We start from the raw sequence: 22,948 nt of genomic DNA, 5'->3' as shown, positions 1-22,948 counted from the left end.
CCATCCGGGATGTCCCAATTGCGTCTGAGAAAGTCCGCGACGAAGGCGGCCGCAAGCGCAGCGGCCGCCGCTCTGCTCTGCTCCGCCGCCCTGACCGACGCCGCCGCCACCGACGCGGCACCCGCCATCTCGTTCACCGCCGACCCGCTGAGCACCTGGCAGACGAACGGCATCGTCTGGTCCCTGGCCTACGCGCACGGTGTCGTGTACGCCGGGGGCACCTTCGACTCGGTACGTCCGCCCGGTGCCGCGCCCGGCCGGCGGGAGGTCGCGCGCCGCAACTTCGCCGCCTTCGACGCCAGGACCGGCGCCCTGCTGCCGTGCGCGCCGCAGTTCACCGGGGGCGAGGGGACCGTACGCGCCCTCAAGGCCTCACCGGACGGCCGGGTGCTGTACGTGGGCGGCTCCTTCAGCCATGTCGGCGACACCGGCGTGGCGAGCGCGGTCGCCCTGGACACGGCCGGCTGCACGCTGCGCCGGGACTTCCGGCCCGCGGTGTCCGCGACCGTACGCGCCATCGAGGCCACCGGCGACACGGTGTACCTCGGCGGCGACTTCGACCTGGTCAGCGGCCGGACCAGGCACCGGGTCGCCGCCCTCACCCCGGCCGGCGCGCTGCTGCCCTTCACCGCCGACCTCGACCGCCCGGTGCGCGCCCTGTCGATCGTCTCCGCGCGCCACCAGCTCTACGTCGGCGGCGACTTCGACCAGGTCAACGGCCTCCACGCGCACGCGCTGGCGACCCTGGACTCCGCCACCGGCGCCACGGTGCGCAGCTACCCGGGCTGGATCCCGGACAACTCCTCGGTGCGGACGATCGCGCACGACGACACCCACTTCTACCTGGGCGGCGACGGCCACGGCCGGGGCTCCTACGACGGACGCATCTCGGGCCGGCTCGACGACGGGGCGCTGGTGTGGAAGGACCACTGCCAGGGCGCCACCCAGGCCGTGCTCGTCCACCGCGGCGTCCTCTACAGCGGCTCCCACGCGCACAACTGCTCCTGGACGCCCGGCGGATTCCCGGAGCGGCACGACCGGCAGCACCTGCTGGCCCAGCAGCCGGGGACCGGGGAGATCCTGCACTGGTTCCCCGACACCAACGACGGGATGGGGGAGCCGGTCGGCCCCCGCGCCCTGACGCTGGCGGGCGACACCCTGTGGGTGAGCGGTGAGTTCACCGAGGTCAACGACCACCCGCAGCAGAGTCTCACCCGCTTCGGCGCAGGTCCCGACACCGGGGCGCCCGAGGTGCCCGTCCTCGAGGCGGCGACCACGAGCCCCGGCAAGGTCACCCTGGGCTGGCCGGCCTCCTGGGACCGGGACACCGCGTCGCTGAGCTACCGGCTCTACCGGGACGGGCGCGTCGTCTCGCGGCAGCGGGAGTCCTCCACCTTCTGGAACCGCCCGTGGCTGACCTACACCGACTCCGTGCCCGCCGGCACGCGTCACCAGTACCGGATCGAGGTGACGGACGGGACGAACACCTCACCCCGGTCGCGCGCCCTGGACGTCGCCGTGCCCGCGAAGCCCCCCACCGCGGCGGCGGGTACCCCGTGAGCCGCACACGCGTCGGGTACGCGCCGGGAGTCTGGGACCTGTTCCACATCGGCCACCTCAACATCCTGCGCGAGGCGCGCCGGCACTGCGACCGCCTCGTCGTGGGCGTCACCTCCGACGACCTGGCCCGGCGGCTGAAGGGCCGGGCCCCGGCCATCCCGCTCTCCGAGCGCCTGGAGATCGTCCGCAGCGTGCGCCACGTCGACGACGCCGTCGTGGAGGAGGAGGACGACAAGTACGCGCGGTGGCGGGAGATCGGCTTCCACGTCGTCTTCAAGGGCGACGACTGGCGGGGCACGGCCAAGTGGGAGGAGCTGGAGCGGCGCTTCGACGAGGTCGGCGTCGAGGTCCTCTACTTCCCCTACACCATGCACACCTCCAGCACGCTGCTGCGTGGCGCCCTGGAGCTGGTGGTCCCGGACGAACTCGACCCGCGGGACGACGCACTCGCCCCGCGGGAGTAGGACAGCGTCAGCGCCCGAGGAAGGGACATCATGAGCGAAAGGGACGGCGACCGGTCCCGTGTCAGCCGCCGGCGCCTGCTGCGCGGCGGGGCGTCGGTGCTGGCCGCGACCTCCCTGACCGCCGCGGGCGCGTCCGCCGCCGCGGGCGCCTCGCCCGGGCTCCGGCGCTCCTCGCGGAAGGCGGTCACCGTGGTCGACGTCGCCGACCTCGGGGCCGTGGGCGACGGGCGCACCGACGACACCGGCGCGTTCGAGATCGCCTACTCCATGGCGGCCGCCCGCGTCACCGACGGGGTCGGCCGCGTGGTCGTCCAGATCCCGGCCGGGGAGTTCCTCATCACCCGCCCCCACGCCCTGCTCAACGGCATCGCTCCGCCCCGGCCCGCCAGCGGTCTGCGGTTCTCCGGGGCCGGCAAGCGCATGACGACCCTCGTCTTCCGCCCGCCGGACGGCCCGGGGTCCTACCTGTGCCGCAACGAGGACGTCTGGTCCAACCTCTCGTTCGAGGGCATGGAGTTCCGCTCGGCCACCCCGGGCGCCTCCTTCTTCGCCTCGTACTCGACCGGGCAGGCGCAGGACTACCGCTTCTCGGAGTGCGAGTGGTCGGGGGAGTGGGAGTACGGGCTGGCCCTGGACGGCACGGACACCAACTCGGAGATGCGGTGGGAGGCGTGCCGGGTGGGCGGGAGCTACCGCCGGGCGTTCCTCTACTCGGGCCTCACCGGGCGCGGGCAGAAGCTCCCGAACGACCAGGACCAGTTCCTCAACTACTGGTTCACCGACATGAAGGTCGAGTACGAGTGGGGGAACTTCCTGGAGTTCCCCTACGGCGGATCGATCGCCTGCCGCGGCGGCTCGTACATCATCACCGGCGTACGCCCCCAGCGCACCGAGCCGTACGGCACCACGAGCACCTTCTTCCGCTTCCCCGTCGCCACGCACCACGACTCGGTGCAGCGCTTCCACGCCCAGGACATCCGCTTCGAGGTCCGCGACCCCGACGCGGTCGTCATCGACTGCGCGTGGAGCGGCGGGACGGTCCACTTCAGCGACTGCGACGACACGGCCTTCGCCTACAAGGACTTCTCCACCGACGTACGCCCGCACCGCTACACGGTGGGCCCGCGCGGACCGCTGATCCGTTACGACTCCTGCCAGCTCGTGGGCCGCCACCAGTACCGCACGGCCGCCACCGGGAGCGTCCCCGCGGCCGTGGTCCGCTACGACATGTGCCTGCTCCGCAGCCATGAGACCCGGGACTTCGCGGTGGCCGACGGCACCACCGGGCCGCCCGGCTTCGTCCGCTTCGTCGACTGCATCGGAAAGCGGGACACGACCGCCGCCCCGTCCCAGCCGGCGTCCCCCACGACGACCCCGCCCCCCTGCCTCGGCCCTGGCCAGGCGCCGAGCCGGTCGCCTGACGGGTCACCGGCCCCGTCGCCGGGCGTGTCGTCGGGCCCGGCACCCACGGCTACGGCCCCGACCCCGGCCCGGGCCCCGGAGCCGTGCACGGCCGCGTCCGGCGGTCCCGCCCGGCCCCCGAGCCCGGGCCGGCCGCCGGACCCGGCGCCCGCACCCGCGCCCGCACCCGCACCCGCGCCCGCACCGGGGAGCACGATGGCCCCCTCGGCCCCGGGCACACGGGCGCGCCCGGCCGACGGCACCGGCTGCCCGGCCCGGGAGTGACCGAGGGGCCATGAGGGCCACCTGGCATGACGGCGTGTCACCCGTCGGAGGGACTTGTCGGTGCCGGTGAGCCCGAGATCGGCGCAGCGGTGCCGACCATCGCTGAAAGGGCCGTCAGCAGGATGGAGGGAACCCGGTGGCCGTCGTAGCGGCGGGCGCCGAACATTCCAGGAGGCGTCGTCGTCCCGCCCCGGCTGCGGCCCTTCTCGCCGGGTTCACCACGAAGCGGCGCAGCAATGAGCACCAGCCCTGAAAGCGCAGTCGGCCGCGCGCATTCCCGACGGAAGCCACGCGGCCGCGCCCCCACCAAAGGAAAGGCTCCAGGATGTCACGCTTGGCGCGTTCGGCACTGCACCGGGTCCGTCCGGGCATGGCCGCCGTCACCGCCGTCGCCGCCGTGCTGGCCGTCGGCGGGTCCCAGTCGGCCGCGACGGCCGCGGCCCGGCCGTCCGTCCCCCGCGCACAGGAGACCGGTGCCGGCGTCCCCCTCAAGGACGGCGCGCCGGCCGGTGTGGCCACGCTCTCGGACAAGCTCACGACCCCGTGGGGGATCGCCTTCCTGCCGGGCCGGAACGCGGCGCTGGTCACCGAACGCGACACCGGTGTGGTCTGGAAGGTCGCCCTGGACGGATCCAAGCAGCGGCTCGGCACCGTGCCCAACTCGGTGTGGAACCAGCAGACCCAGGACAAGGGCGGTCTGCTGGGCGTCGCCGCGTCACCGACCTGGAACGGGAAGACGGACAAGGACGTCTTCTTCATGGAGACCACGGCCGGCGACAACCGCGTGGTCCGGATGAGCTTCGACGGCAAGACGCTGAGCGGCTACACCCCGCTGCTGACCGGAATCGTCAGGGACACCCAGCACAACGGCGGGAAGATCGCCTTCGGCCCCGACGGCTACCTCTACGTCACCACGGGCGACGCCCAGCAGTCGAAGCTGGCGCAGGACAAGAACTCGCTGAACGGCAAGATCCTGCGGATCACCAGGACCGGTGCCGCCGCGCCCGGGAACCCGTTCGGCAACCGCGTCTACAGCTACGGCCACCGCAACCCCCAGGGTCTGGCCTGGGACGGCACCGGGCGGCTGTGGGAGACCGAGATCGGCCAGGACACCTGGGACGAGCTCAACCTCGTCAAGCCCGGCCGCAACTACGGCTGGCCCGCCTGCGAGGGAGGCTGCTCCACCGCGGGCATGACGAACCCCAAGATGGTCTGGAAACCCTCCGACGGCGGCGTGCCCGCCCAGATCGCGATCGTCAGGAACGTCATCTACGCGGCGACCCTGAGCGGCCACCGGCTGTGGCGGGTCCCGATCGACGCCACCGGCGAGGCCGTCGGAGCGGCGAGCGCCTACTACCGGGGTGCCTACGGCCGGCTGCGGGCACTGGCGAAGGTCCCCGGGGCCGACCGGCTCTGGCTGGGCACGAGCGACCGCGGCGCCGAGAAGGACCTCCTCCTCCAGGTGACCATCAAGTGAAGACCCCCCTCCCGCACCGGGAGGGTCGACTCACCCCTGTCGAAAGGAAGGTACGCACCATGACCGAAGCCGTCGAGGAGGCCGGGCAGACCCGCGCCGAGGAGACCGAGCAGACCGCCTGGCAGACGCCCGGGTACTCGGTGGTCGACACCGCGCTCGAGGTCACCGCCTACTCCCTCTCCGTCCGCTAACCGCCGCCGTGCTGCTGCAGGTGCTCGGCACCGCGGCCGGCGGCGGCATCCCCCAGTGGAACTGCGCGTGCCCCGGGTGCTCCGGGGCACGCGCCCACTCCTGTCGGCGCCGCAGACACGCGTCCCTGGCCGTCCGCACCGACGCGGGCCGCTGGTACCTCGTCAACGCCACCCCCGACATCGGCGACCAGATCGAGGCCCACCCGGTCCTGCACCCCGGACCCGGTCCCCGGCAGACACCGGTCGCCGGCGTGGTCCTCACCGACGCCGAACTCGACCACACCCTGGGCATCTGGCGGCTGCGCGAGGCCCAGGGCCTGGAGATCCTCGCCACGCCACCGGTGCGCCAGGCACTCGACGAGCGCCTGCGCCTGAGCGAGGTGCTCACCCCGTACACCGACCTGACCTGGCGTGAGCTGGAATGCCGGGGCGCCCGCCCGCTCGACCCCGCCGGCCCCGCCTCCGGCCTGCGGATCAGCGCCGTGCCCGTCTCCGGCAAGCGCCCCCGGTACGCCGCCGGCGCGCCCGCGCACGAGGCATGGGTCGTGGCACTGCGCCTGTACGACCCGTCCGCCGGCACGTCCGCCCTCTACGCCCCGGCCGTGGCCGAGTGGTCCGAGGAACTGCACCGGGCCGCGGCCGCGGCCGACTGCGTGATCGTCGACGGCACCTTCTGGGACGACGAGGAACCCCGCCGCACCGGCATCTCCACCCGCACCGCCACGGGCATGGGACACCTGCCCGTCGACGGACCGCGCGGCACCGCCGCCGTGCTCGCCACGCTGTCCGCCCGCTGTCTCTACACCCACCTCAACAACACGAATCCCCTCGTCGATCCCGCGGCGCCGCAGCACAAGCGGCTCGCCCGGCTGGGCGTCGAGGTGGCCGACGACGGAATGGTGATCGAGCTGTGACCACGACACTCGCCCCGCTGACGGAGCCCTGGAGCCCCGCCGAGTTCGAGGCCCGCCTGCGCGCGGTGGGCCAGGGGCGCTACCACGACCGCCATCCCTTCAACGTCCGTATGCACGAGGGCGATCTGAGCCAGGCCGAGCTGCGCCGCTGGATCACCAACCGCTTCCACTATCAGATCCACATCCCGGTCAAGGACGCGCTGATCGTCGCCAAGCTGGACTCGTCGCGGCTGCGGCGCATGTGGCTGCGGCGGATCGTGGATCACGACGGACGCGCCGAGGGCGAGGGCGGCATCGAGCGCTGGCTGCGGCTCGGTGAGGCGGCCGGCCTCGACCGCCGCACTCTGCTGTCGGGGGAGGCCGTCCTGCCCGGCGTACGGCTGGCCGTGGAGGGCTACGTCAACTTCTGCCGACTGCGCTCGCCCCTGGAGGCCGTCGCCGCCTCGCTCACCGAACTGAGCGCCCCCGGCCTGATGCGCGTGCGCATCGAGGCGTTCGAGCGCCACTACCCCTGGATCGCGGCGGACGGCCTCGCCTACTTCCGCACCCGTGTCGACCAGGGCCGGCGCGACAGCGCCGAGGCGCTGGAACTCGTCCTGCAGTGGGCCCGCACCCGCCATGACCAGGAACGGGCCGTGGCCGCGCTCTCCTTCAAGTGCGACGTGCTGTGGGCTCTGCTCGACGCCGTGGACTGCGCCGGACGTCCCGGCGCCGACGGACAGGACGAGCCGGCGGACCGCGGAAGCGGGTCCGACCGGGACGAGCGACGGGAGCGCGTGTGATGACCGGGCCCGACCGCCAGTGGTGCCCGTCGCTCGCCCCGGCGCTGGCACTGCGGCACGACAGCGTGCGCGGCACGGACCTGCTCGTCATGCCGGAACGCGTGGTCGTCCTCCAGGGGCGCGCCGGCGCGGTCGTCGGCCTGTGCGACGGCACCCGTACCGTGCCGGGGATCGTCGGCGAACTGGCGGAGCGCTTCCCCGGCGCGCCGGTGGCCGGCGAGGTCCCCGCCTTCCTCGACCGGCTGCGGCAGGAGGGCTGGCTCAAGTGACCGACCCCGTGAACCCCGCCGCCCCCGGCCGCCCCTGGGCCCTGCTCGCCGAACTCACCCACGCCTGCCCACTGCACTGCCCCTACTGCTCCAACCCGCTCGAACTGGCGCGCAAATCACGTGAGTTGACTACCGAACAATGGGCGGACGTGCTGCGCCAGGCCGGTGAGTTCGGCATCGTGCACACCCACCTGTCCGGCGGGGAACCGCTGCTGCGCGACGACCTCGAACACATCGTCGCCGCCGCCGAGACCGCCGGCCTCTACACCCAGTTGGTCACCAGCGGCACCGGCCTCGACGAGGCCCGGCTGGCCGCGCTGGCCGGCGCCGGGCTGCGCAGCGTCCAGCTCTCCGTCCAGCACGCCGAGTCCCGGGCCAACGACCGCATCGCCGGACGGCCCGCCTCCTTCGCGGCGAAGGAACGGGCCGCCGCCCTCGTCCGCGCCGCCGGGCTCCCGCTCGGCCTCAACGTGGTGCTGCACCGCGACAACCTCGACGCCGTCGACGCCCTCATCGACCTGGGCGCGGCCTGGGGCGTGGACCGCATCGAGCTGGCCAACACCCAGTTCTACGGCTGGGGACTGCTCAACCGGGCCGCTCTGCTGCCCACCCGCGGCCAACTCGACCGCGCCCGGGAGACGGTGGCCCGGCGGCGGGCCGAACTCGCCGGTTCCGTCGACCTGGTGTGGGTCGTCCCCGACTACTTCGACGGAGTGGCCAAGCCCTGCATGGGCGGCTGGGGCGCGGTCTCGCTGACCGTCGCGCCCGACGGGACCGCGCTGCCCTGCCCGGCCGCCGCCTCGCTGCCCGACCTCGACCCGCCCAACGTGCGCGACCACTCGCTCGCCTGGATCTGGGAGCGGTCACCGGCGTTCGGCCGCTACCGGGGCACCGACTGGATGACCGGCCCCTGTGGAAGCTGCCCGCGCCGGGAGGAGGACTTCGGCGGCTGCCGCTGCCAGGCCTTCGCGCTCACCGGCGACGCGGCCCGCACCGACCCGGCGTGCGCCCTCTCGCCCGACCACGCGCTGGTGCGCGAACTGGCCGACGGCGGCCGGACCGGGGCCCCGCCGTACGTGTACCGGCGGCCCGGCGCGGCACCGGTGCCCGCGCCCGCCCGCACCGCGCCCACGGACACCGCCGGACAGACGGCGCCGAGCGTGCGGTGAGTTGCGGTTCGCGGCGCGCGGCCCTGGGTGGCCGCGCGCCGCGAACCGGTGGAGAGCGTCGCTAGGGCCGGGGCCGGCGGCTCGGCTCCCGGGACGTGGACCCGTCCTCCGGGGGCGCGGCGGTCACCCGTTCGGAGTCGAGGATGTGAGCGCCGTACAGATCCTGCAGCCAGTTGGTCTGGTAGATGGTGTCGAGGTAGCGCTCGCCGAGGTCCGGCGCGACGGCCACCGCCGTGAGGCCGCGGGTGTCGTGCCGGGACAGCCACTCCCTCGCGCCGCTGACCACGGTGCCCGTGGAGCCGCCGAACAGGAAGCCCCGGCGGGCCATGCGGTGACAGGTGCGGATGGTGTCCGCCTCCTCCACGTGGATCACCTCGTCGACGTAGGACTCGTCGAGCAGCGGCGGCACCATGCTCATGCCCAGCCCGGGGATCATCCGGCGGCCCGGCTCGCCGCCGAACGCCACCGAGCCCACGCTGTCGACGGCGACGATCCGTACCGGCCGGTCCCACTGCCGGAAGTAGCGGGCGCAGCCCATCAGGGTCCCCGCGGTGCCCGCGCCGATGAACAGCACGTCCAGCTGCGGGAAGTGCTCGGCGATCTCCGGGCCCGTGGTGCGGTAGTGCGCCCGCCAGTTGCCCGCGTTGGTGTACTGGCTGAGCCACACGTAGCGCTTGTCGGACGCGCACAACTGCTGGACGTACTCGATCCGGGTGCCGAGGAACCCGCCGTTCGCGTCCAGGTCGGCCACGATGTGCACCTCGCTGCCGAGTGCCTCCATCAGCAGCCTGGTCGACAGGTTGCAGCGGGAGTCGGTGACGCACAGGAACCGGTAGCCCTTGCTCGCGGCGATCATGCTGAGCGCGACGCCCAGGTTCCCCGAGGAGGACTCCACGAGGATGGAGTTCGGCGTCAGGACTCCGTCCCGCTCGGCGCTCTCCACCATCTCGTTCGCGGCCTTCAACTTGATGGAGCCGGCGAAGTTGAAGCCCTCGCACTTCAGGTAGAGGGGGCATCCGAAGATCGACTCGAGGTCGACGAAGAGACGGCCTTCGTTGAAGTCATGGGGAGCGGAAATTACGGGCACGGTGGGCCTCCTGGTACCAGGGCCAAGGTCGACAGCCTCAGCCGTACCGGCGCAGGTCGTGGAAGAAGTCGTCGATGAGGCGGAGGTCGCCCGCCTCTGCTGCTTCGTCGTAGACGTACTTGCCGACGGCGAGGTCGAGGACGCCGAGTCCGAACGGCGAGAAGATCACTGGCCGGTCGGCGGGCGGGGCGGCCCGGCCCAGCATCACGTCGTTGAGGGTGCCGTTGAGGAAGTCACGGTCCCCGGTGCGCTGTTCCGCAAGGTGCGGAGAGGTGTCGGCCTTCAGGCAGTGCTCGACGTCGTCGACGAAGTTCGCCGAGCCCAGCAGGATCTCCGGCGCGAGGTCACGCAGCGAGATGTGCAGCACCAGGGGGTTGTGGCCGAACCACGACGGGTCGCTGACATGGGGCTCGCCCGCCACCGTGGCGAAGACCACGAGGTCGCTGGAGCGGACCAGGTCCTCGGCGCGCTCGTGGACGGTGACCTCCGCCGCCGGGTCCGCCTGGCGCAGGTAGCCGCGGAAGCCGTCGGCGCTCTCGGCGGACAGGTCGTGCACGCCGATCGTGTCGAACGACCAGCCCGTGCCGGCCAGGAAGGTGTGGATGTAGCGGGCGATCAGGCCCGTCCCGAAGAACCCGACACGGTTCGGCCGGGGCCGGGAGCGGCTGAGCCAGTCCGCGGCCAGCGCCGCCGAGGCCGCGGTCCGGGTGGCGCTGATGATGGAGCTCTCCAGGCACGCGAACGGATAGCCCGTCACGGGGTCGTTGAGGATCAGCACGGCGGACGCGCGGGGCAGTCCGGTGCGCACGTTGTCCGGGAAGCTGGAGATCCACTTGAGGCCGTCCACGTGCACCGAGCCGCCGACGGAGGCGGGCAGCGCGATGATCCGCGCGTTCGGGCGGTCGGGGAAGCGCAGGAAGTACGACGGCGGGTTGACCGAGTCCCCGGCGCCGTGCAGCCGGTAGGTGGCCTCGACCAGCTCCACGATCTCCTTCTCGCGCCCGCTGAGGGCCCGCTGCACCTGGTTCCCGGAGATCACCGCGAACGAGGGCACCTGGGCGGACTGGTGCGCGGCCGAGCGGTCGGCCGCTGACGACTGTCGGGTCATCGCCGGCTCGCCTCCGGAGTCGGGAGGCCGTCGTCCAGGCGGCGCGGCTCGGCCATGCCGACCAGCACCTTCCGCTCGCCGGTGAAGGGCTCCCGGCTGTGCGCGGTGCGGATGTTGTCGACGAGCATCAGGTCACCGGCCTGCCAGGGCTCGCGCCGGGTGTGTGCCTCGTAGGTGCCGTTGAGCAGCTGGACGACCTCCTCGCCGATCGGACTGCCGTCCCCGTAGCGGGTGTTGAACGGCAGCCCGTCCGCGCCGTAGACGTCCGTCATGTACTCGCGCACTTCCGGGTCCAGCGTCCACTCGTTGAGGAAGGCGATCTGGTTGAACCAGCACCGCCGGCCCGTGACCGGGTGCCGCACGACGGCGCTGCGGCGCTGCTCGGTGCGCAGCGAGCCGTCGGGTCGCCAGGTGAAGTCGATGGCCCGCTCGCGGCAGTAGCGCTCGATCCCGGCGCGGTCCTCCGTGCCGAACGACTCCGCGAGAGACGCGCCGATCTCGTCGTTGTAGGTGCGGGTCAGCAGCCAGCCCTCCCGCTCGAACCGCTCCGCCAGCGCGACGGGCAGGGCCGCCAGCACCGCCTCGGCGTCGGCCACCGCGGTCGCCCCGCCCTGCTCGGGCGCCGTCAGGCACGCGAACAGCATGAGGCCGGGGACCTCCAGCGTGTAGCTCAGCTCGTGGTGCATGCACATCGGCTGGTTGGCCGGCCAGGCCGTGGAGGAGTACACCCCCTGGCCGTAGGCGTCGCGCGGCGCGAACGCCTCCCGCTCCGCCATCAGGTCACCGGCGAGGCCCGCGAACACGGCACCGGTCTGCGGCGCTTCGCGCAGTCCGAGCCCGCGCACGACCAGCGCTCCGTGCTCGGTGACCAGCGCGCGCAGCGACTCGCGGTGCGCGGCCGCCCAGCCCGTCAGGTCCGGTGGGGGATCGACGTGCAGGACCGCGGGTCTGTCCGGCCGCAGCTCGACGTCGAGGGGTGCTGCCAGGGGTGAGGACGACATGTCGGTCTCCCTTTCCGTTGTGTCTTCCGCGGCTCAGGACTCGCGGCCCGGGCTCAGGACGAGGCCAGCGGGGCCACGACGCCCAGGACGGCCTGTGCCGCCTCGGCCGGGCGGGTGCGGGGGAAGTAGTGGCCGCCGTCGGCGAGTTCGTGCAGGTCCACCTGCTCGGCCAGCAGCAGCCAGTCCCGGTGGTGCGCGGCGTGCCCTGCCGTGTGCGGGTCGTCGGCGGCGACGACCACCGAGACCGGGGCGCTCAGCCGGGCCGGCGGCGCGCCCTCCAGCGCCTCGCAGAACCAGCGGTGCGCGGACACGCAGTCGTGCCGGTAGGCGGCCCCGATGTGCGCGGCGTGCCCGGCGTTCAGCTCGGCCAGCTCGGTATAACCGCTGTCGGCCGTCAGCCGCGCGGCGATCTCGGCGTCGCTGCCGCCGGTCAGTTCACCGATGGCGGCACGCCGCTCGGCGGCGGTGCCGAGCAGCTGGGCGCCGAGGAACACCCGGGTCACGTCCACCCCGCGCTCCTGGAGCCGCCGCGCCGTCTCCAGCGCCGCGGCGGCGCCCGACGAGTGGCCCCACAGCATCACCCGGGTCAGGCCGCGCGCGGTGATCTCGTCGGCGACCCGCTCCGCGACCCGCGCGATCGACGCGAACGGCTCGTGCCGGTCCGCCAGGTCGTGCCCGGGCAGGTCCACCGCGAGGACCGCGATGCCGCTGTCCGCCAGCGCGCTCGCCATCGGCTGATAGTTCACCGCGTTGCCGCCCGCGTAGGGGAAGCACACCAGCGTGCTCTCCGGCGTGCCGCCCGGCCGCGACAGCGGCTGCAGCAGCTCCGGCCGCTGCCGTGCCGTGCCGTCGAACAGGACGGCCAGGTCGGCGAGGACCGGGTGCCGGGTGATGTCCTTCAGGGACACCGCCCGGTCGAGCGCGATGGTGAGCCTGACGGCCGACAGGGAGGTGCCGCCGGACTCGAAGAAGTGGTCCTGCCGGCCGATCCGGTGCTCGGGCACGCCCAGCACGTCGGCCCAGGCCGCGGCAAGCTTCCGCTCGGTCGGGGTGCGCGGGGCACGGTCGGGCTCCGCCGGCGCGCCGGCCCCGTCGTCCGGCGCGGTGCGTTCGGCCAGTGCGGTCAGCGCCTTGCGGTCGGTCTTGCCGTTGGCCGTCAGCGGCAGGCCGTCCTGCCGGTGGAAGGCCGAGGGGACCATGTAGGCGGGCAGCACCCGGCCGAGGGCCGCGCGCAGCGCGTCCGGCTCCTGCGCCTCACCCGTGTAGAAGGCGATCAGGTGCTTGCCACCGTCGGCCCGCTCGGCGCAGACCACCGAGCCGTCCCGCACCCCGGCCACCTGCAGCAGGGCGTTCTCGATCTCGCCGATCTCGATGCGGAAGCCGCGGATCTTGACCTGGTTGTCCCGCCGGCCGAGGAACTCCAGCCTGCCGCCGGGCTGCCAGCGGCCCCAGTCACCGCCGAGGTAGAGCCGCTCGCCCGGCCGGAACGGGTCCTCCCGGTACGCCTCGCGGGTCCGCTCGGGATCGTTGACGTACCCGCGGCCCACGCAGACGCCGGAGAACGCGATCAGACCCGGGGCGCCGAGCGGCACCAGCGCCAGGTGCTCGTCCACGACGTACACGCGCACGTTGTTGACCGCCCGGCCCAGCAGCACCCGCTCGGGCGCCTCGGTCATCACCTCGTGGTTGGTGTCGTCCGACGTCTCGGTCAGCCCGTAGGCGTTGACCAGGGCGATCCCCGGCTGGAGCGCGAACCAGCGCTGGGCCAGCTCGCGTTTGAGCGCCTCGCCGGTCACCGACACGTACCGCAGGTCGGGCAGCGGGCGCGGGTGCCGTTCCAGGTACGAGGCGACGACCTCCAGGTAGGAGGGCACGAGCTGGGCCACCGCGACCCGGCCGCGGACCAGCGTGTCCACGAACCGTTCCACGTCCACGACCACGTCCTGGCCGACCAGCAGCGTCCGCCCGCCCACCAGCAGCGCGGACACCAGCTGCCACAGCGAGATGTCGAAGCACTGCGGCGCGGTCTGCGCCACCACGGAACCCTCGCCGATCCCCAGGTCGTCGATCTTGGCGTGGAGATGGTTGAGCATGCCCGCGTGCTCGCACATCGCCCCCTTGGGCTCGCCCGTGGAGCCGGACGTGAAGTAGATGTAGGCGAGCTGGCCGGCGTCGACCCGGACACCGAGATCACCGTCGGCGTGCGGTTCTGCGTACGCGTCGTGGATCAGCAGCCGGCGCGTCCCGGGCAGCGTGGCCAGCGCCTCGTCGAGGCTGCCGGTGCTGCCCGCCTCGGTCAGCACCAGCCGGCAGTCCGCCCGGGAGAGCGTCGCGGCCACGCGCTCGGCCGGGAAGTGCGGCTCGATCGGCAGGTACACACCGCCCGCCTTGAACACCGCCAGCGTGGCCGCCAGCCAGTCCAGATTGCGTTCGGTCACCACCGCGACCACGTCCTCGCGGCCCAGACCCCGCTCCAGCAGCGCCCGAGCCAGCCGGTTGGCGCGCGCGTTGAGTTCCGCGTACGTCCACTCCCGCTCACCGTGCACGGCCGCCACCGCGTCGGGATGCTCCCGCACCCGCGCCTCGAACAGTTCGTGGGCGCGAGCGTCCGGCAGCGGCCGGTGCGGGCCGGCCAGCCCGTCGAGCTGCTCGCGGACCTCGTCGGCGGACAGCAGGCTCTGCCGCGCGTGCTCGGCGTCCACGTCGGCGGTCATCAGCCGCAGCGCCGTCAGGTGGTAGCCGCCGATCCGGGCGGCCGCTTCGGCGTCCAGCAGGTCGGTGCGGTGGCGCAGGCGCAGCCTGAGCCGTCCGTCCTTGTCGGACCAGCGGACGTGCAGGGCGCCGCGGCCGGCCGGGGTGTCCGCGGCCTCCATCGGACCGCAGACCACCTCGTACGGCGGCTCCGCCGCGCCCAGCTCACGGCGCAGCTCCTCCACCGGGTACTCCCGGTGGGCCAGCACCTCGGCCTCGGCGTGCCGTGCGGCCGAGACCAGCGCGCTCCACGACCCGGCGGGCACCACCAGGCGGCACGGCAGCGGCTCGCCCCGCACCCCGGCGGCGTATCCGGTCACCACCTCGGGCTCGCCGGACAGCACGGCCAGCACCTTGGCGTGGGCGGCCAGCAGCAACACGCTGACCGGCACGCCGAGGCGCCGCTCCAGCGCCCGCGCCGCGTCCGTCACGCCGTCCGGGACCACGACCTCGTGCTCGGCCGTGCCCGGGACGGGCCGCCGCACCCACCGCGGCACCGCAGTGGCGCCGCCGGCGGTCAGCACCCCGCGCCAGAACTCGCGGTCCGCTTCCACGTGCGTTCCCATCGAATGGCCTTCCTCAGCTCTCGGTCGTCGGCTCGGTCGTCGGCTCGGTAGTCGGCTCTCGGTCGTCAGCCATGGGTCGTCAGCGCTTGGTCGGCGCGCGGGTGCCGGTGCCGGCCGGGGCCGTGGCCCGGCCGATGCCGGGGTACTGCTCCGCCGCGTCCGGCATGTCGACGGCCGGGTTGCCGCCCCACCGGGCGTACGCGGGCATCTCCTCGCCCTTCATCAGGAAGGAGTCGGGTGCCAGCACCGCTCCGTCGCCGATCGTCACCCCGTAGTGCACGTGGGAGCCGACGCCCAGCGTGCAGCCGGCCCCGAGCGTGGTGACGTCGGACTTGAAGGTGCCGTCCTCCTGCGAGTGGCACTGGACCTTGCTGCCGACGTTCAGGGTGCAGCCGTCACCGATGGTGGTCAGCGTCCGCTCGGTCATGTAGCAGCCGTCGTCGAAGACCGCGCGGCCGATGCGCACCCCGAGCAGCCGCCAGACCAGCGTCTTGAAGGGCGTCCCGTTGAAGATGTTGAGGTGCCGGTCCGGTACCTTCCACAGCCGTTCGTGCCACCAGAAGTACGGCTCGTAGATGGAGCACAGCCGGGGGCGCAGGGCGCGGAAGGAGGTGATGCAGCGTTCCAGCAGGATGTAGTAGGCGGTGGAGAACGCGAGCGTGATCGCCAGGTAGCCGGCGATCACGATGTGTCCGAGCACGCCGTACAGGTCCACGGAGATGAGCGCGAACAGCGTGAGCGCGAAGGTGTGCAGCCACCGGACGAAGAGCATCAGGGCCATCGAACGCAGGTTGTAGCGGTTCTTCGCGGCGAGCCGGCGGACGTGGGTGCGGCCGGTCCGCAGGTGGTCGAACCGGGTGTCACGGTCCACGGAGCGGGGGATCTCGAAGCACGGCGAGCCGAGCAGTCCCACGCCCGTGCGGACCTCGCCGTCGATCGGCACCATCACCTTCGTCGCGAGCAGGCAGTCGTCGCCCGTCCGGCCGCCGGCGGGGTACGCGATGTTGTTGCCCAGGAAGTTGTGCGCGCCGATCGACGCCCGCGACAGCCGGAACGAGGTGCTGGAGTAGTCCGCGTTCACCACGGAGAGGCCGTCGGCGATCATCGTGCCGCTGCCGACCGAGACCAGCAGGGGCGTCTCGTGCTGCACCTCGGTGCCGAAGTTCGACCCGGTCTGCTCGACCCTCGACAGGTCGTAGCCGAGCCCGCGGAGGTAGTGGACGATGTACGAGCTGTCGCCGCACAGCCAGGCGAAGAACCGGACGTTCGTCAGGCGGGCCGTCGCCCGGTGCGCCGCGTAGTGGAACCCGTAGAGCGGGTAGACCCGGTCAGGACGGACGAACAGGGCCAGAAGGCGCGGCACGGTGTAGAGGACGGCCAGACCCAGGATCACGAAGCCGCAGAACAGCGCCAGCGACAGGGTCAGGGCGTCGGTGACCAGTTCCGGCCGGGAGAGCGCTGCCGTCTGCGGGTCAAGCCGCTTGCCGATCGCGGGTACGGCGGTGAACAGGATGTACATCCCGCCCACGGCCAGCGGGATGTACAGCAGGAACAGCTGCACCAGCGTGACCAGGCCGAACCAGGTCCGGCGGCCGGAGCCGCAGGGGGCCGCGGGTACCCGCAGGTAGTCGGTGTCGGCGGGCTGGGCCGGCGAGCCGTGCCAGCGCGCACCGTCCGGGACCGCCTGGCCCCGGTGCAGCGCGGACGAGTGGCCGAGCTGGGCGCCGTCGCCGATCGAGGCGTCGATGTCCACCACGGTCTTCTCGCCGACGAACGCGTCGCGGCCGAACGTGACGTGGCCGGTCTGGATGCGTCCCGCGTGCGCCCGGTAGCCGAGGAAGAAGGAGTCCTTGCGGATCACCGTGCCCGCGCCGATCGTCAGCATGTCGGTGCAGACCGGCACGGAGTGGGACAGGATCGTGACGCCCTTGCCGATCCGCGCGCCCAGCGCCCGCAGGTACAGCACGTACAGCGGATTCCCGATGAACAGCAGCACGGGATTCGCGTGCAGCAGCACCTTCACAAGCCAGAAGCGCAGGTACGGCAGGCTCCAGACGGGAAAGTCACCCGGCTTCCAGCGGCCGACGAGAACCCACTTGGCGAGGACCGGGAACGCGCACAGGGCGACGAACCCGAGGTCGCCGAAGACTAGGGAGCGCAGATAGACGTCGGCCGGTCCGGAACCGGAGGCGATCCACTCGTAGCCGCCCGCGGTGACGTATCCGGCGACGCTGGAGTACGCCAGGAAGAACAGCAACTGGGCCGTGCCGCAGAGCACGTGGTGCGGCCGGTGCGTGTCCGTCGCCGTCCCCGGGGCCGGCTGGGGCGCCGGCGCCGACGGTTCGGCGGCCGGTGCGGCAACCGGCGGGGCGACCGGGGCGGACTGCGCGAGGGCGGCCGCCAGGCTCCGGATCGTGGGGTGCCGGTAGATGTCCTTCATGGACGGCGACGGCAGGTCCGCCCGCTTCCTCACCCGTGCGCAGAACTGGGCCATGACCAGGGAGTTGGCACCGAGGTCGTCGAAGAAGTGACCGTCGACCGCGACCCGCTCCGTCTTGATCACGTCGGCCAGGGCCTCCGCGAGCGCTCTCTCGATGCCGGCCCCCGCCGGAGCGGCGTCGCTCCGTGCGGTGACGGCGCGTTCGCCCGGCCCGGTTATGTCGCCCGGCCCGGTTATGTGGACCTCGGAGGACTGCTCCACCATGCGAACTCCTGGGAGGACGTCTGGGTCGCCGAGAGCCGCCGGTGGCGGGTTCCGGGGACCTCGGACACAGAAGGCAGGACCACCGAGCCGTCGGGCTCGAGGCGCGTGCTCCTTGCTGATCACGAACCGCCGCGTTCAGTCTCGGTCGGCTCCTGGCGCCCTGCCACTTCGCACCGGCCGCCCGTTCGGCCGGGAACGCCCGACGGGCCCGTGTTCCCGGGCCCCCGGCGGCGGCGGGCCCCACGACGGATCACCCGAATGGGGGTGGCGGTGGGGGACACAGCGGGCCCTCAGCTCTGTCACAGCGTGCCCACGGCTCCGTCGCGGCGCGCCCTTGGCTCCGTCGCGGCGGGTCCCCGGCCCTGCCGCGCGTTCCTCGGCCCTGTCGCGGTGCATCGGGCCGGTCACCGTGCGTGCGGAGGTCTTCCCTCGGCCCATCCGGGTACCCGGTGCCGCACACGCGCACGGGGCCGCAAGCGGCCGGCCCGGTGCACTCGACCGCGGCAAGGAGGAAGACATGAGCACGGTCAGGAAATCCGTCGACGTCGGCGTCCCCGTCCACACCGCCTACAACCAGTGGACCCAGTTCGAGGACTTCCCGAACTTCATGGAGGGCGTCGAGGAGGTCCGCCAGCTCGACGACCGGCACAACCACTGGACCACCAAGATCGGCGGAGTCCGGCGCGAGTTCGACACCGAGATCGTCGACCAGCTGCCCGACGACCGGATCACCTGGCGGGCCGTCGACGGTGACACCCAGCAGCGCGGATCGGTGCGCTTCGAGCGCCTGGACGATGGTCACACCCGGGTGGAACTCACCATGGAGATCGAGCCCAGCGGCATCGCCGAGAAGAGCGGTGACATGCTCGGTGTGATCGACCGGCGGGTCAAGGGCGACCTGCACCGCTTCAAGGACTACATCGAGCAGCACGGCGAGAGCGGTGCCTGGCGCGGCCGCATCCGCCCCGGCAATCCCGGCTCGACCCTCTGACCTGCCGCGCCGCCGCGCCGGCACCGCACCGTCCCACGCCCCGGCTTCCCGGGCCGTGGGACGGCGCGCGTGTGTGCGAGGTGTCCGGGCCGGGGGGACGGCGTGCCCGGCGGGTGCGGGCTACGCGTGACCCGCTTGATCGGCGAGGACCTCTTCCATCACCCGGCGGTGCGCGCGCCAGGGCGGCGAGGCAGAGGCGGGTCTCCTCGTCGTGGTGGGCCGGTGACGCTCCCCGGTACCGGCTGTGCGGCCCGCGGCCACGGGCGTCCCCATCGAGCCGTCGGCCGGTCAGGGCGTCCGCGTCTCGGCGACCGTCAGCAGGGCCGCGGCGTCCTCCAGGGCCTCCAGGCTGTGGCGGGCGGCCGGCACGACGAGGAGGTCGCCGGTGATGCCCTCCCACGTGTCGTCCCCGCTGAGCGGCCGCACCCGGCCCCGCAGGACTGGTACGACGCCATGCTGCTGCCCGACGCCGCCACCTGCGTGGTGGTCGGCGACGTGACCGGCCATGACGTCGAGGCGGCCCCGCTGATGGGCGAGCTCCGCAACATGCTGCGGGCGCTCGCCTTCGACCGCTGCGATGCCGGCCGCTGCGTTCCGCCCGGCCGGGTCGTGTCGAGGCTGGACCGGGCCCTGACGATGTTCGAGGACCCGCCACCGCGACCCTGGTGTTCGGCCGCATCGAGCACGGCCCGGACGGATACACCTTCCACTGGACCAACGACGGGCATCCGCCCCCGCTGCTCGTCGCCGCGGCCGGCGCCACCCGCTGTCTGGCGCCCGCCCAGCACGGGATCTTCGGTGGGCATCGATCCGGACGTCCCCCGCTTCGACCACGCACACCCCCGAGGAGGCCGCCGCACTCGCCGGGGCCCCGCCGGACGCGCTGTGCGACGGCCTGATCGCCCGGGGCCGCCAGGTGTTCGACGACGACGTGGCCGTATCCGCCCTGCGCGTCCCGGGCGGCCCGGCACCGTGAGCCGGGGGCGAAGGAAGCGACGGGAACGGCGGGGCGGCACCGGCACACGCTCCGGTGCCGCCCCGCCCCCCTGCCCTGCCGGCCGCTCGGGGTCAGCGGTTCGGGACGTTGTCGACGAAGTGGGTGCCCGCGGCGTAGTAGCCGTTGACGGCGGTGTTCACCTGGTCGGGGGTGAGGACGCCTGCGTCGTTGTAGTAGACCCAGTTGACCCTCTGGTCCCAGACGCGGTTGCCGGTGAAGGGGAGGTCGATGAACCACTCGTTGAAGTCGATGGTCATCGGCTCACGCGGGTAGTACTTGCCGCCCGAGGTGAAGTACTGCCGCCCGTCCACGTAGTAGGTCACCGTGCCGTTGCCGACGGTCATCTGGAGGGTGTGCCAGCCCTGCAGCGAGTTGATCTCGTTGTGGGTGACCCGGTCCATGGCGTCCGCGCTGTACCAGGTGGTGGTGTAGAGCGTCGGACCGGGCGCGCCCCAGCCGCCGTTGGGCAGGTACTCGGCGTCCAGCTCGCTGTAGAGCGAGTCGTCGGGCGTGATGGTGTAGAAGGTCTCGTTGACGTGGTCGCCGTTCTGGCCGCTGGTCGGCTTGTCGTTGAAGTAGACGCGGGCGGCGTAGGTGCCCTCGAAGAACTTCCGCCGGGTGGTGTCGATCTCCGCCTGCTTGGTGCCGGCCTGGGTGCCGTCGGTGGTGGCCCTGAGCTGCATGGCGTGGCCGCCCTTGGCGGTCGCGTCGGCGGGGAAGCTGAAGGCGTCGGCCGACCAGGTGTTCTGGATGCCCGGCCCGCCGGCGCCGGTGCGGATGGACCAGCCGTGGGCCGCGAGACCGGGGTCGGCGGGGCCGCTGTAGCTGAAGTCGTCGAACAGGGCGTGGCCGCCGGAGGGGTCGGTGGTTCCGCCGCCCGGGTCCGTGGGGCCGCCCGGGTCGGTGGGGTCGTTGCCGTCGGGGGCCGTACCCCACGCGGCGTCCGCGCCGAGCGACGCGGTGACCTTGTTCCAGTCGGCGTAGGAGGTCTGGGAGCCGTTGAAGGAGTAGTCGTTGCCCTGGTTGAACGACTGCCAGTCGGACTGGTAGAAGCGCAGCTGCATGTCCCCGGTGTCGGCGCCGGGCGCCAGCGACCCGGCGCCCGGGGTGAACCCGATCTCCAGGTAGCGGTCGGCCGTGGCGGTGGGGTGGCCGAGGGTGCCGAACGTCCCGGTGATGCTCGCGCAGCCCTTGACCGCCCAGGAGCAGGCGAAGCGGTAGTCGGCGTTCGGCGCGTCGGACTTGAAGTAGTAGCGGACCTTCACCTGGCTGAGCTGGACGGCGGAGGACCCGGTGTTGCGCACCTTGAGCCAGGGTTCGCTCTGGTCGGTGGTGGCCGCGCTCGCGCTGGTGCGGTAGGAGACGGTGATGCCGCCGGCCGCGGAGGCGGGGGTGGGCAGGGCGGCCAGACAGGTGCCGGCCAACAGCGTGGACAGGGCCAGCGCCACACGGGAGCGGCGGCCTGGACGACGTGTTCGCATGCGTGGTTCCTTCCTCGGGGCTGACTCCCGCGTGCGGGGAGAGACACAGGGGGTGTGCTGTGGAGCCGGAGGCGGAAGCGGCGGAGCGTGGGGCGGCGCGGCTTCACACCGTGGCGTGCGTGGGGCGCGGTGGGGGCGTGGCGTGCGGGACCCGCAGGGTGTCCAGGCGCGCCTCGTGCCGGGTCAGCCGGGTGGTGAAGTCCCGCCAGTCGGCGGTCCCGTCCCACACCCGGTCGGCGAGCGCGCACAGGCGCGGGAAGGACAGGTACTCGATGTGGCCGGGCGTGGTGACGAACTCGGTCCACAGCTGTCCCTGAGCGCCCAGGACCCGTGCCTCGGCCCGCGGGTCCGGCTTCGGCGGGGTGAGGTCCAGGTCGTGCACCGTACGCAGGTCGACGACGACACCGGGCTGGGCCGGCGGCTCCAGGGGGCTCGGGCTGCGCGCGTAGTCGAAGTAGGTGGCGCGGTGGTCGGCGTGCACGACGTCGTGTCCGCGGCGCGCGGCCGACCAGGTGTGCGCCGACTCGCGCCAGCTCATCACCGTGCACTCCGGGGGCAGCCGGCTGCCGTGCTCGGCCCAGGCGACGGGACGGCGGCCCGCGCGGACGACGTGCCCGGCGACGCGGTCCATGAACCAGCCGTGCAGCGCCCGGGGACCGGGCAGCCGCTCGCGGGCGACGCGGGCGAGCGCGGCCGGGCTCGTCTCCCATTCGGCCGTGGGGCACTCGTCGCCGCCGATGTGGATGTGCGGTGACGGGAAGACGTCCATCACCTCGTCCAGCACCGTGCGGACGAAGTCCAGGACGTGGTCGCCGACGCCGAGGACGTTCTCGCACACCCCCCAGTGCGTCCACACGTCCAGGCGCCGTTCGGGGGAGTTGCCGAGTTCGGGGTGGGCGGCCAGCGCGGCGCGTACGTGGCCGGGCACCCCGACCTCCGGCAGCACCGTCACCCCGCGCACGGCCGCGTACGCCACCAGGGCGGCGAGTTCGGCGCGGGTGTAGAAGCCGCCGTGCGGCTCGTCGTCGAAGCGGTCGCTGCCCGCCGGGCCGACCATCGAACGGGCGCGCCGTCCGCCGACCTCGGTGAGCCGGGGGTAGGCGGTCACCGGCATCCGCCAGCCCTGGTCGTCGGTGAGGTGCAGATGGAAGACGTTGAGCTTGTGCAGGGCGAGCAGGTCGACGTAGCGGCGCAGGTAGGACACGGGCTGGAAGTGGCGGGCGACGTCGAGCAGGGCGCCGCGCCAGGAGTGCCGGGGCACGTCCGTGATCTCCACCGCGGGCAGCTCCCAGGGCACGCCCGGCCGGGGTGCGTCGGACAGCACCTGGTGGGGGAGGAGCTGACGTACCGTCTGCACGCCGTGCGCCAGCCCCGCCGGGCGGCCGGCGCGCAGCAGGACACCGTGCGGGCTGACGGTGAGGCCGTACCCCTCCTCGCCCAACCCCGTCAGGGCGGCGTCCAGGACGAGGACGAAGGTGCCGTCGGAGGCGGTGGTCAGGGGCAGCCCGGTGGCGGGCGCCAGCAGGGGTGCGCAGCAGGGCGGCGGCCGGTTCGGCTCCGGGGGTGACGCGCAGCCGGGTGGTGTCGTCGAGCCGGAAGCGGCCGGGGCGTACGGAGAGCCTGCGAGGACGGGGGACCAGGGCGGGGCGGGGGCGGTGCAGGTCCACGGCTGTGTCTCCGGTGGTCGGCGGGGCACGGGACGGGGGTGCGTCGGGGGGCGTCGGCGGGGCGCGGGACGGGGTGCGTCAGG

Annotated in this window: 17 protein-coding genes and 2 pseudogenes; 11 read left to right on the top strand and 8 right to left on the bottom strand. The window is 73.2% G+C overall.

The features are described 5' to 3' along the window. Positions 1 to 18: 18 nt before the first annotated feature. From PV343_RS01895 to pqqE, 9 genes are all read left to right on the top strand, one after another. Positions 19 to 1,560 carry a fibronectin type III domain-containing protein gene (locus PV343_RS01895; protein ID WP_319144970.1) on the top strand — a complete coding sequence of 514 codons (1,542 nt, stop codon included), beginning with the start codon at positions 19 to 21 and terminating at the stop codon, positions 1,558 to 1,560. Next, a complete protein-coding gene (locus PV343_RS01890) occupies positions 1,557 to 2,024 on the top strand; it encodes an adenylyltransferase/cytidyltransferase family protein (protein ID WP_319144969.1) in 468 nt (155 codons plus the stop codon). The genes PV343_RS01895 and PV343_RS01890 overlap by 4 nt, the downstream gene beginning before the upstream one ends. A gap of 30 nt (positions 2,025 to 2,054) precedes the next feature. Next, complete coding sequence (locus PV343_RS01885) at positions 2,055 to 3,710, top strand: glycosyl hydrolase family 28-related protein (protein WP_319144967.1); 1,656 nt, start codon at positions 2,055 to 2,057, stop codon at positions 3,708 to 3,710. A 325-nt stretch (positions 3,711 to 4,035) separates the two neighbouring features. Further along, positions 4,036 to 5,187, top strand: coding sequence for a PQQ-dependent sugar dehydrogenase (locus tag PV343_RS01880; protein ID WP_319144966.1), 1,152 nt, complete (start codon positions 4,036 to 4,038; stop codon positions 5,185 to 5,187). A 59-nt stretch (positions 5,188 to 5,246) separates the two neighbouring features. Continuing rightward, entirely contained in the window at positions 5,247 to 5,378 is a 132-nt protein-coding gene (gene pqqA, locus PV343_RS01875) for a pyrroloquinoline quinone precursor peptide PqqA (RefSeq protein ID WP_319144965.1), read from the top strand. A gap of 8 nt (positions 5,379 to 5,386) precedes the next feature. Next, positions 5,387 to 6,292 carry a pyrroloquinoline quinone biosynthesis protein PqqB gene (pqqB, locus tag PV343_RS01870; protein ID WP_319144964.1) on the top strand — a complete coding sequence of 302 codons (906 nt, stop codon included), beginning with the start codon at positions 5,387 to 5,389 and terminating at the stop codon, positions 6,290 to 6,292. Beyond that, a complete protein-coding gene (pqqC, locus tag PV343_RS01865; RefSeq protein WP_319144963.1) occupies positions 6,289 to 7,074 on the top strand; it encodes a pyrroloquinoline-quinone synthase PqqC in 786 nt (261 codons plus the stop codon). Before pqqB ends, pqqC begins: the two co-directional genes overlap by 4 nt. Next, positions 7,074 to 7,343 (top strand): pyrroloquinoline quinone biosynthesis peptide chaperone PqqD, encoded by a 270-nt coding sequence (gene pqqD, locus PV343_RS01860; protein WP_319144962.1) that lies wholly within the window; start codon positions 7,074 to 7,076, stop codon positions 7,341 to 7,343. Before pqqC ends, pqqD begins: the two co-directional genes overlap by 1 nt. Further along, entirely contained in the window at positions 7,340 to 8,512 is a 1,173-nt protein-coding gene (gene pqqE / locus PV343_RS01855) for a pyrroloquinoline quinone biosynthesis protein PqqE (protein WP_319144961.1), read from the top strand. Before pqqD ends, pqqE begins: the two co-directional genes overlap by 4 nt. A gap of 61 nt (positions 8,513 to 8,573) precedes the next feature. Here the strand turns inward: pqqE and sbnA are convergent, their stop codons facing one another. The 5 genes from sbnA to PV343_RS01830 all read right to left on the bottom strand — a co-directional run bounded on the left by sbnA (position 8,574) and on the right by PV343_RS01830 (position 17,729). Beyond that, on the bottom strand, positions 8,574 to 9,599 hold the full coding sequence (gene sbnA / locus PV343_RS01850) for a 2,3-diaminopropionate biosynthesis protein SbnA (protein WP_319144960.1): 1,026 nt from the start codon (positions 9,597 to 9,599) through the stop codon (positions 8,574 to 8,576). A 37-nt stretch (positions 9,600 to 9,636) separates the two neighbouring features. Continuing rightward, positions 9,637 to 10,707: a 2,3-diaminopropionate biosynthesis protein SbnB gene (gene sbnB, locus PV343_RS01845; protein WP_319144959.1), complete on the bottom strand. Its 1,071-nt coding sequence runs from the start codon at positions 10,705 to 10,707 to the stop codon at positions 9,637 to 9,639. Then, complete coding sequence (locus PV343_RS01840) at positions 10,704 to 11,708, bottom strand: TauD/TfdA family dioxygenase (RefSeq protein WP_319144958.1); 1,005 nt, start codon at positions 11,706 to 11,708, stop codon at positions 10,704 to 10,706. Before PV343_RS01840 ends, sbnB begins: the two co-directional genes overlap by 4 nt. Positions 11,709 to 11,761: 53 nt before the next feature. After that, the gene (locus PV343_RS01835; protein ID WP_319144957.1) at positions 11,762 to 15,025 is read right to left on the bottom strand and encodes an amino acid adenylation domain-containing protein; all 3,264 of its coding nucleotides are present in this window, start codon (positions 15,023 to 15,025) and stop codon (positions 11,762 to 11,764) included. A gap of 79 nt (positions 15,026 to 15,104) precedes the next feature. Then, on the bottom strand, positions 15,105 to 17,729 hold the full coding sequence (locus tag PV343_RS01830; protein WP_319144956.1) for a Pls/PosA family non-ribosomal peptide synthetase: 2,625 nt from the start codon (positions 17,727 to 17,729) through the stop codon (positions 15,105 to 15,107). Between the two features lie 517 nt (positions 17,730 to 18,246). Here PV343_RS01830 and PV343_RS01825 point away from each other — a divergent pair. Next, positions 18,247 to 18,720: an SRPBCC family protein gene (locus PV343_RS01825; protein ID WP_319144955.1), complete on the top strand. Its 474-nt coding sequence runs from the start codon at positions 18,247 to 18,249 to the stop codon at positions 18,718 to 18,720. Between the two features lie 288 nt (positions 18,721 to 19,008). On the opposite strand, the gene PV343_RS01820 is transcribed toward PV343_RS01825, so the two are convergent. Continuing rightward, positions 19,009 to 19,227, bottom strand: coding sequence for a hypothetical protein (locus PV343_RS01820; RefSeq protein ID WP_388235624.1), 219 nt, complete (start codon positions 19,225 to 19,227; stop codon positions 19,009 to 19,011). On the opposite strand from PV343_RS01820, the pseudogene PV343_RS40245 reads away from it, so the two are divergent. After that, a pseudogene (locus PV343_RS40245) lies at positions 19,174 to 19,305 on the top strand (SpoIIE family protein phosphatase); the annotation flags it as partial. The gene PV343_RS01820 and the pseudogene PV343_RS40245 sit on opposite strands and share 54 nt — an antisense overlap. A gap of 483 nt (positions 19,306 to 19,788) precedes the next feature. Here the strand turns inward: PV343_RS40245 and PV343_RS01815 are convergent. Further along, complete coding sequence (locus PV343_RS01815) at positions 19,789 to 21,198, bottom strand: cellulose binding domain-containing protein (protein ID WP_319144954.1); 1,410 nt, start codon at positions 21,196 to 21,198, stop codon at positions 19,789 to 19,791. A 103-nt stretch (positions 21,199 to 21,301) separates the two neighbouring features. After that, a pseudogene (locus tag PV343_RS01810) lies at positions 21,302 to 22,865 on the bottom strand (beta-N-acetylhexosaminidase). Between the last annotated feature and the right edge of the window lie 83 nt (positions 22,866 to 22,948).

Origin of the sequence: Streptomyces sp. WI03-4A (assembly GCF_033792105.1) — a bacterium.
Lineage (GTDB): Bacteria > Actinomycetota > Actinomycetes > Streptomycetales > Streptomycetaceae > Streptomyces > Streptomyces collinus_A.
This window is presented reverse-complemented; position numbering and strand designations above follow the sequence as displayed.

Excerpts from the sequence above, each read along its gene's own strand:
- PV343_RS01820 (WP_388235624.1), bottom strand. The coding sequence starts at position 19,227 with ATGGCCGGTCACGTCGCCGACCACCACGCAGGTGGCGGCGTCGGGCAG.
- sbnB (WP_319144959.1), bottom strand. The coding sequence starts at position 10,707 with ATGACCCGACAGTCGTCAGCGGCCGACCGCTCGGCCGCGCACCAGTCC.
- pqqA (WP_319144965.1), top strand. The coding sequence starts at position 5,247 with ATGACCGAAGCCGTCGAGGAGGCCGGGCAGACCCGCGCCGAGGAGACC.
- PV343_RS01830 (WP_319144956.1), bottom strand. The coding sequence starts at position 17,729 with ATGGTGGAGCAGTCCTCCGAGGTCCACATAACCGGGCCGGGCGACATA.
- pqqD (WP_319144962.1), top strand. The coding sequence starts at position 7,074 with ATGACCGGGCCCGACCGCCAGTGGTGCCCGTCGCTCGCCCCGGCGCTG.
- PV343_RS01825 (WP_319144955.1), top strand. The coding sequence starts at position 18,247 with ATGAGCACGGTCAGGAAATCCGTCGACGTCGGCGTCCCCGTCCACACC.
- PV343_RS01840 (WP_319144958.1), bottom strand. The coding sequence starts at position 11,708 with ATGTCGTCCTCACCCCTGGCAGCACCCCTCGACGTCGAGCTGCGGCCG.
- PV343_RS01815 (WP_319144954.1), bottom strand. The coding sequence starts at position 21,198 with ATGCGAACACGTCGTCCAGGCCGCCGCTCCCGTGTGGCGCTGGCCCTG.
- PV343_RS01835 (WP_319144957.1), bottom strand. The coding sequence starts at position 15,025 with ATGGGAACGCACGTGGAAGCGGACCGCGAGTTCTGGCGCGGGGTGCTG.
- PV343_RS01880 (WP_319144966.1), top strand. The coding sequence starts at position 4,036 with ATGTCACGCTTGGCGCGTTCGGCACTGCACCGGGTCCGTCCGGGCATG.
- PV343_RS01885 (WP_319144967.1), top strand. The coding sequence starts at position 2,055 with ATGAGCGAAAGGGACGGCGACCGGTCCCGTGTCAGCCGCCGGCGCCTG.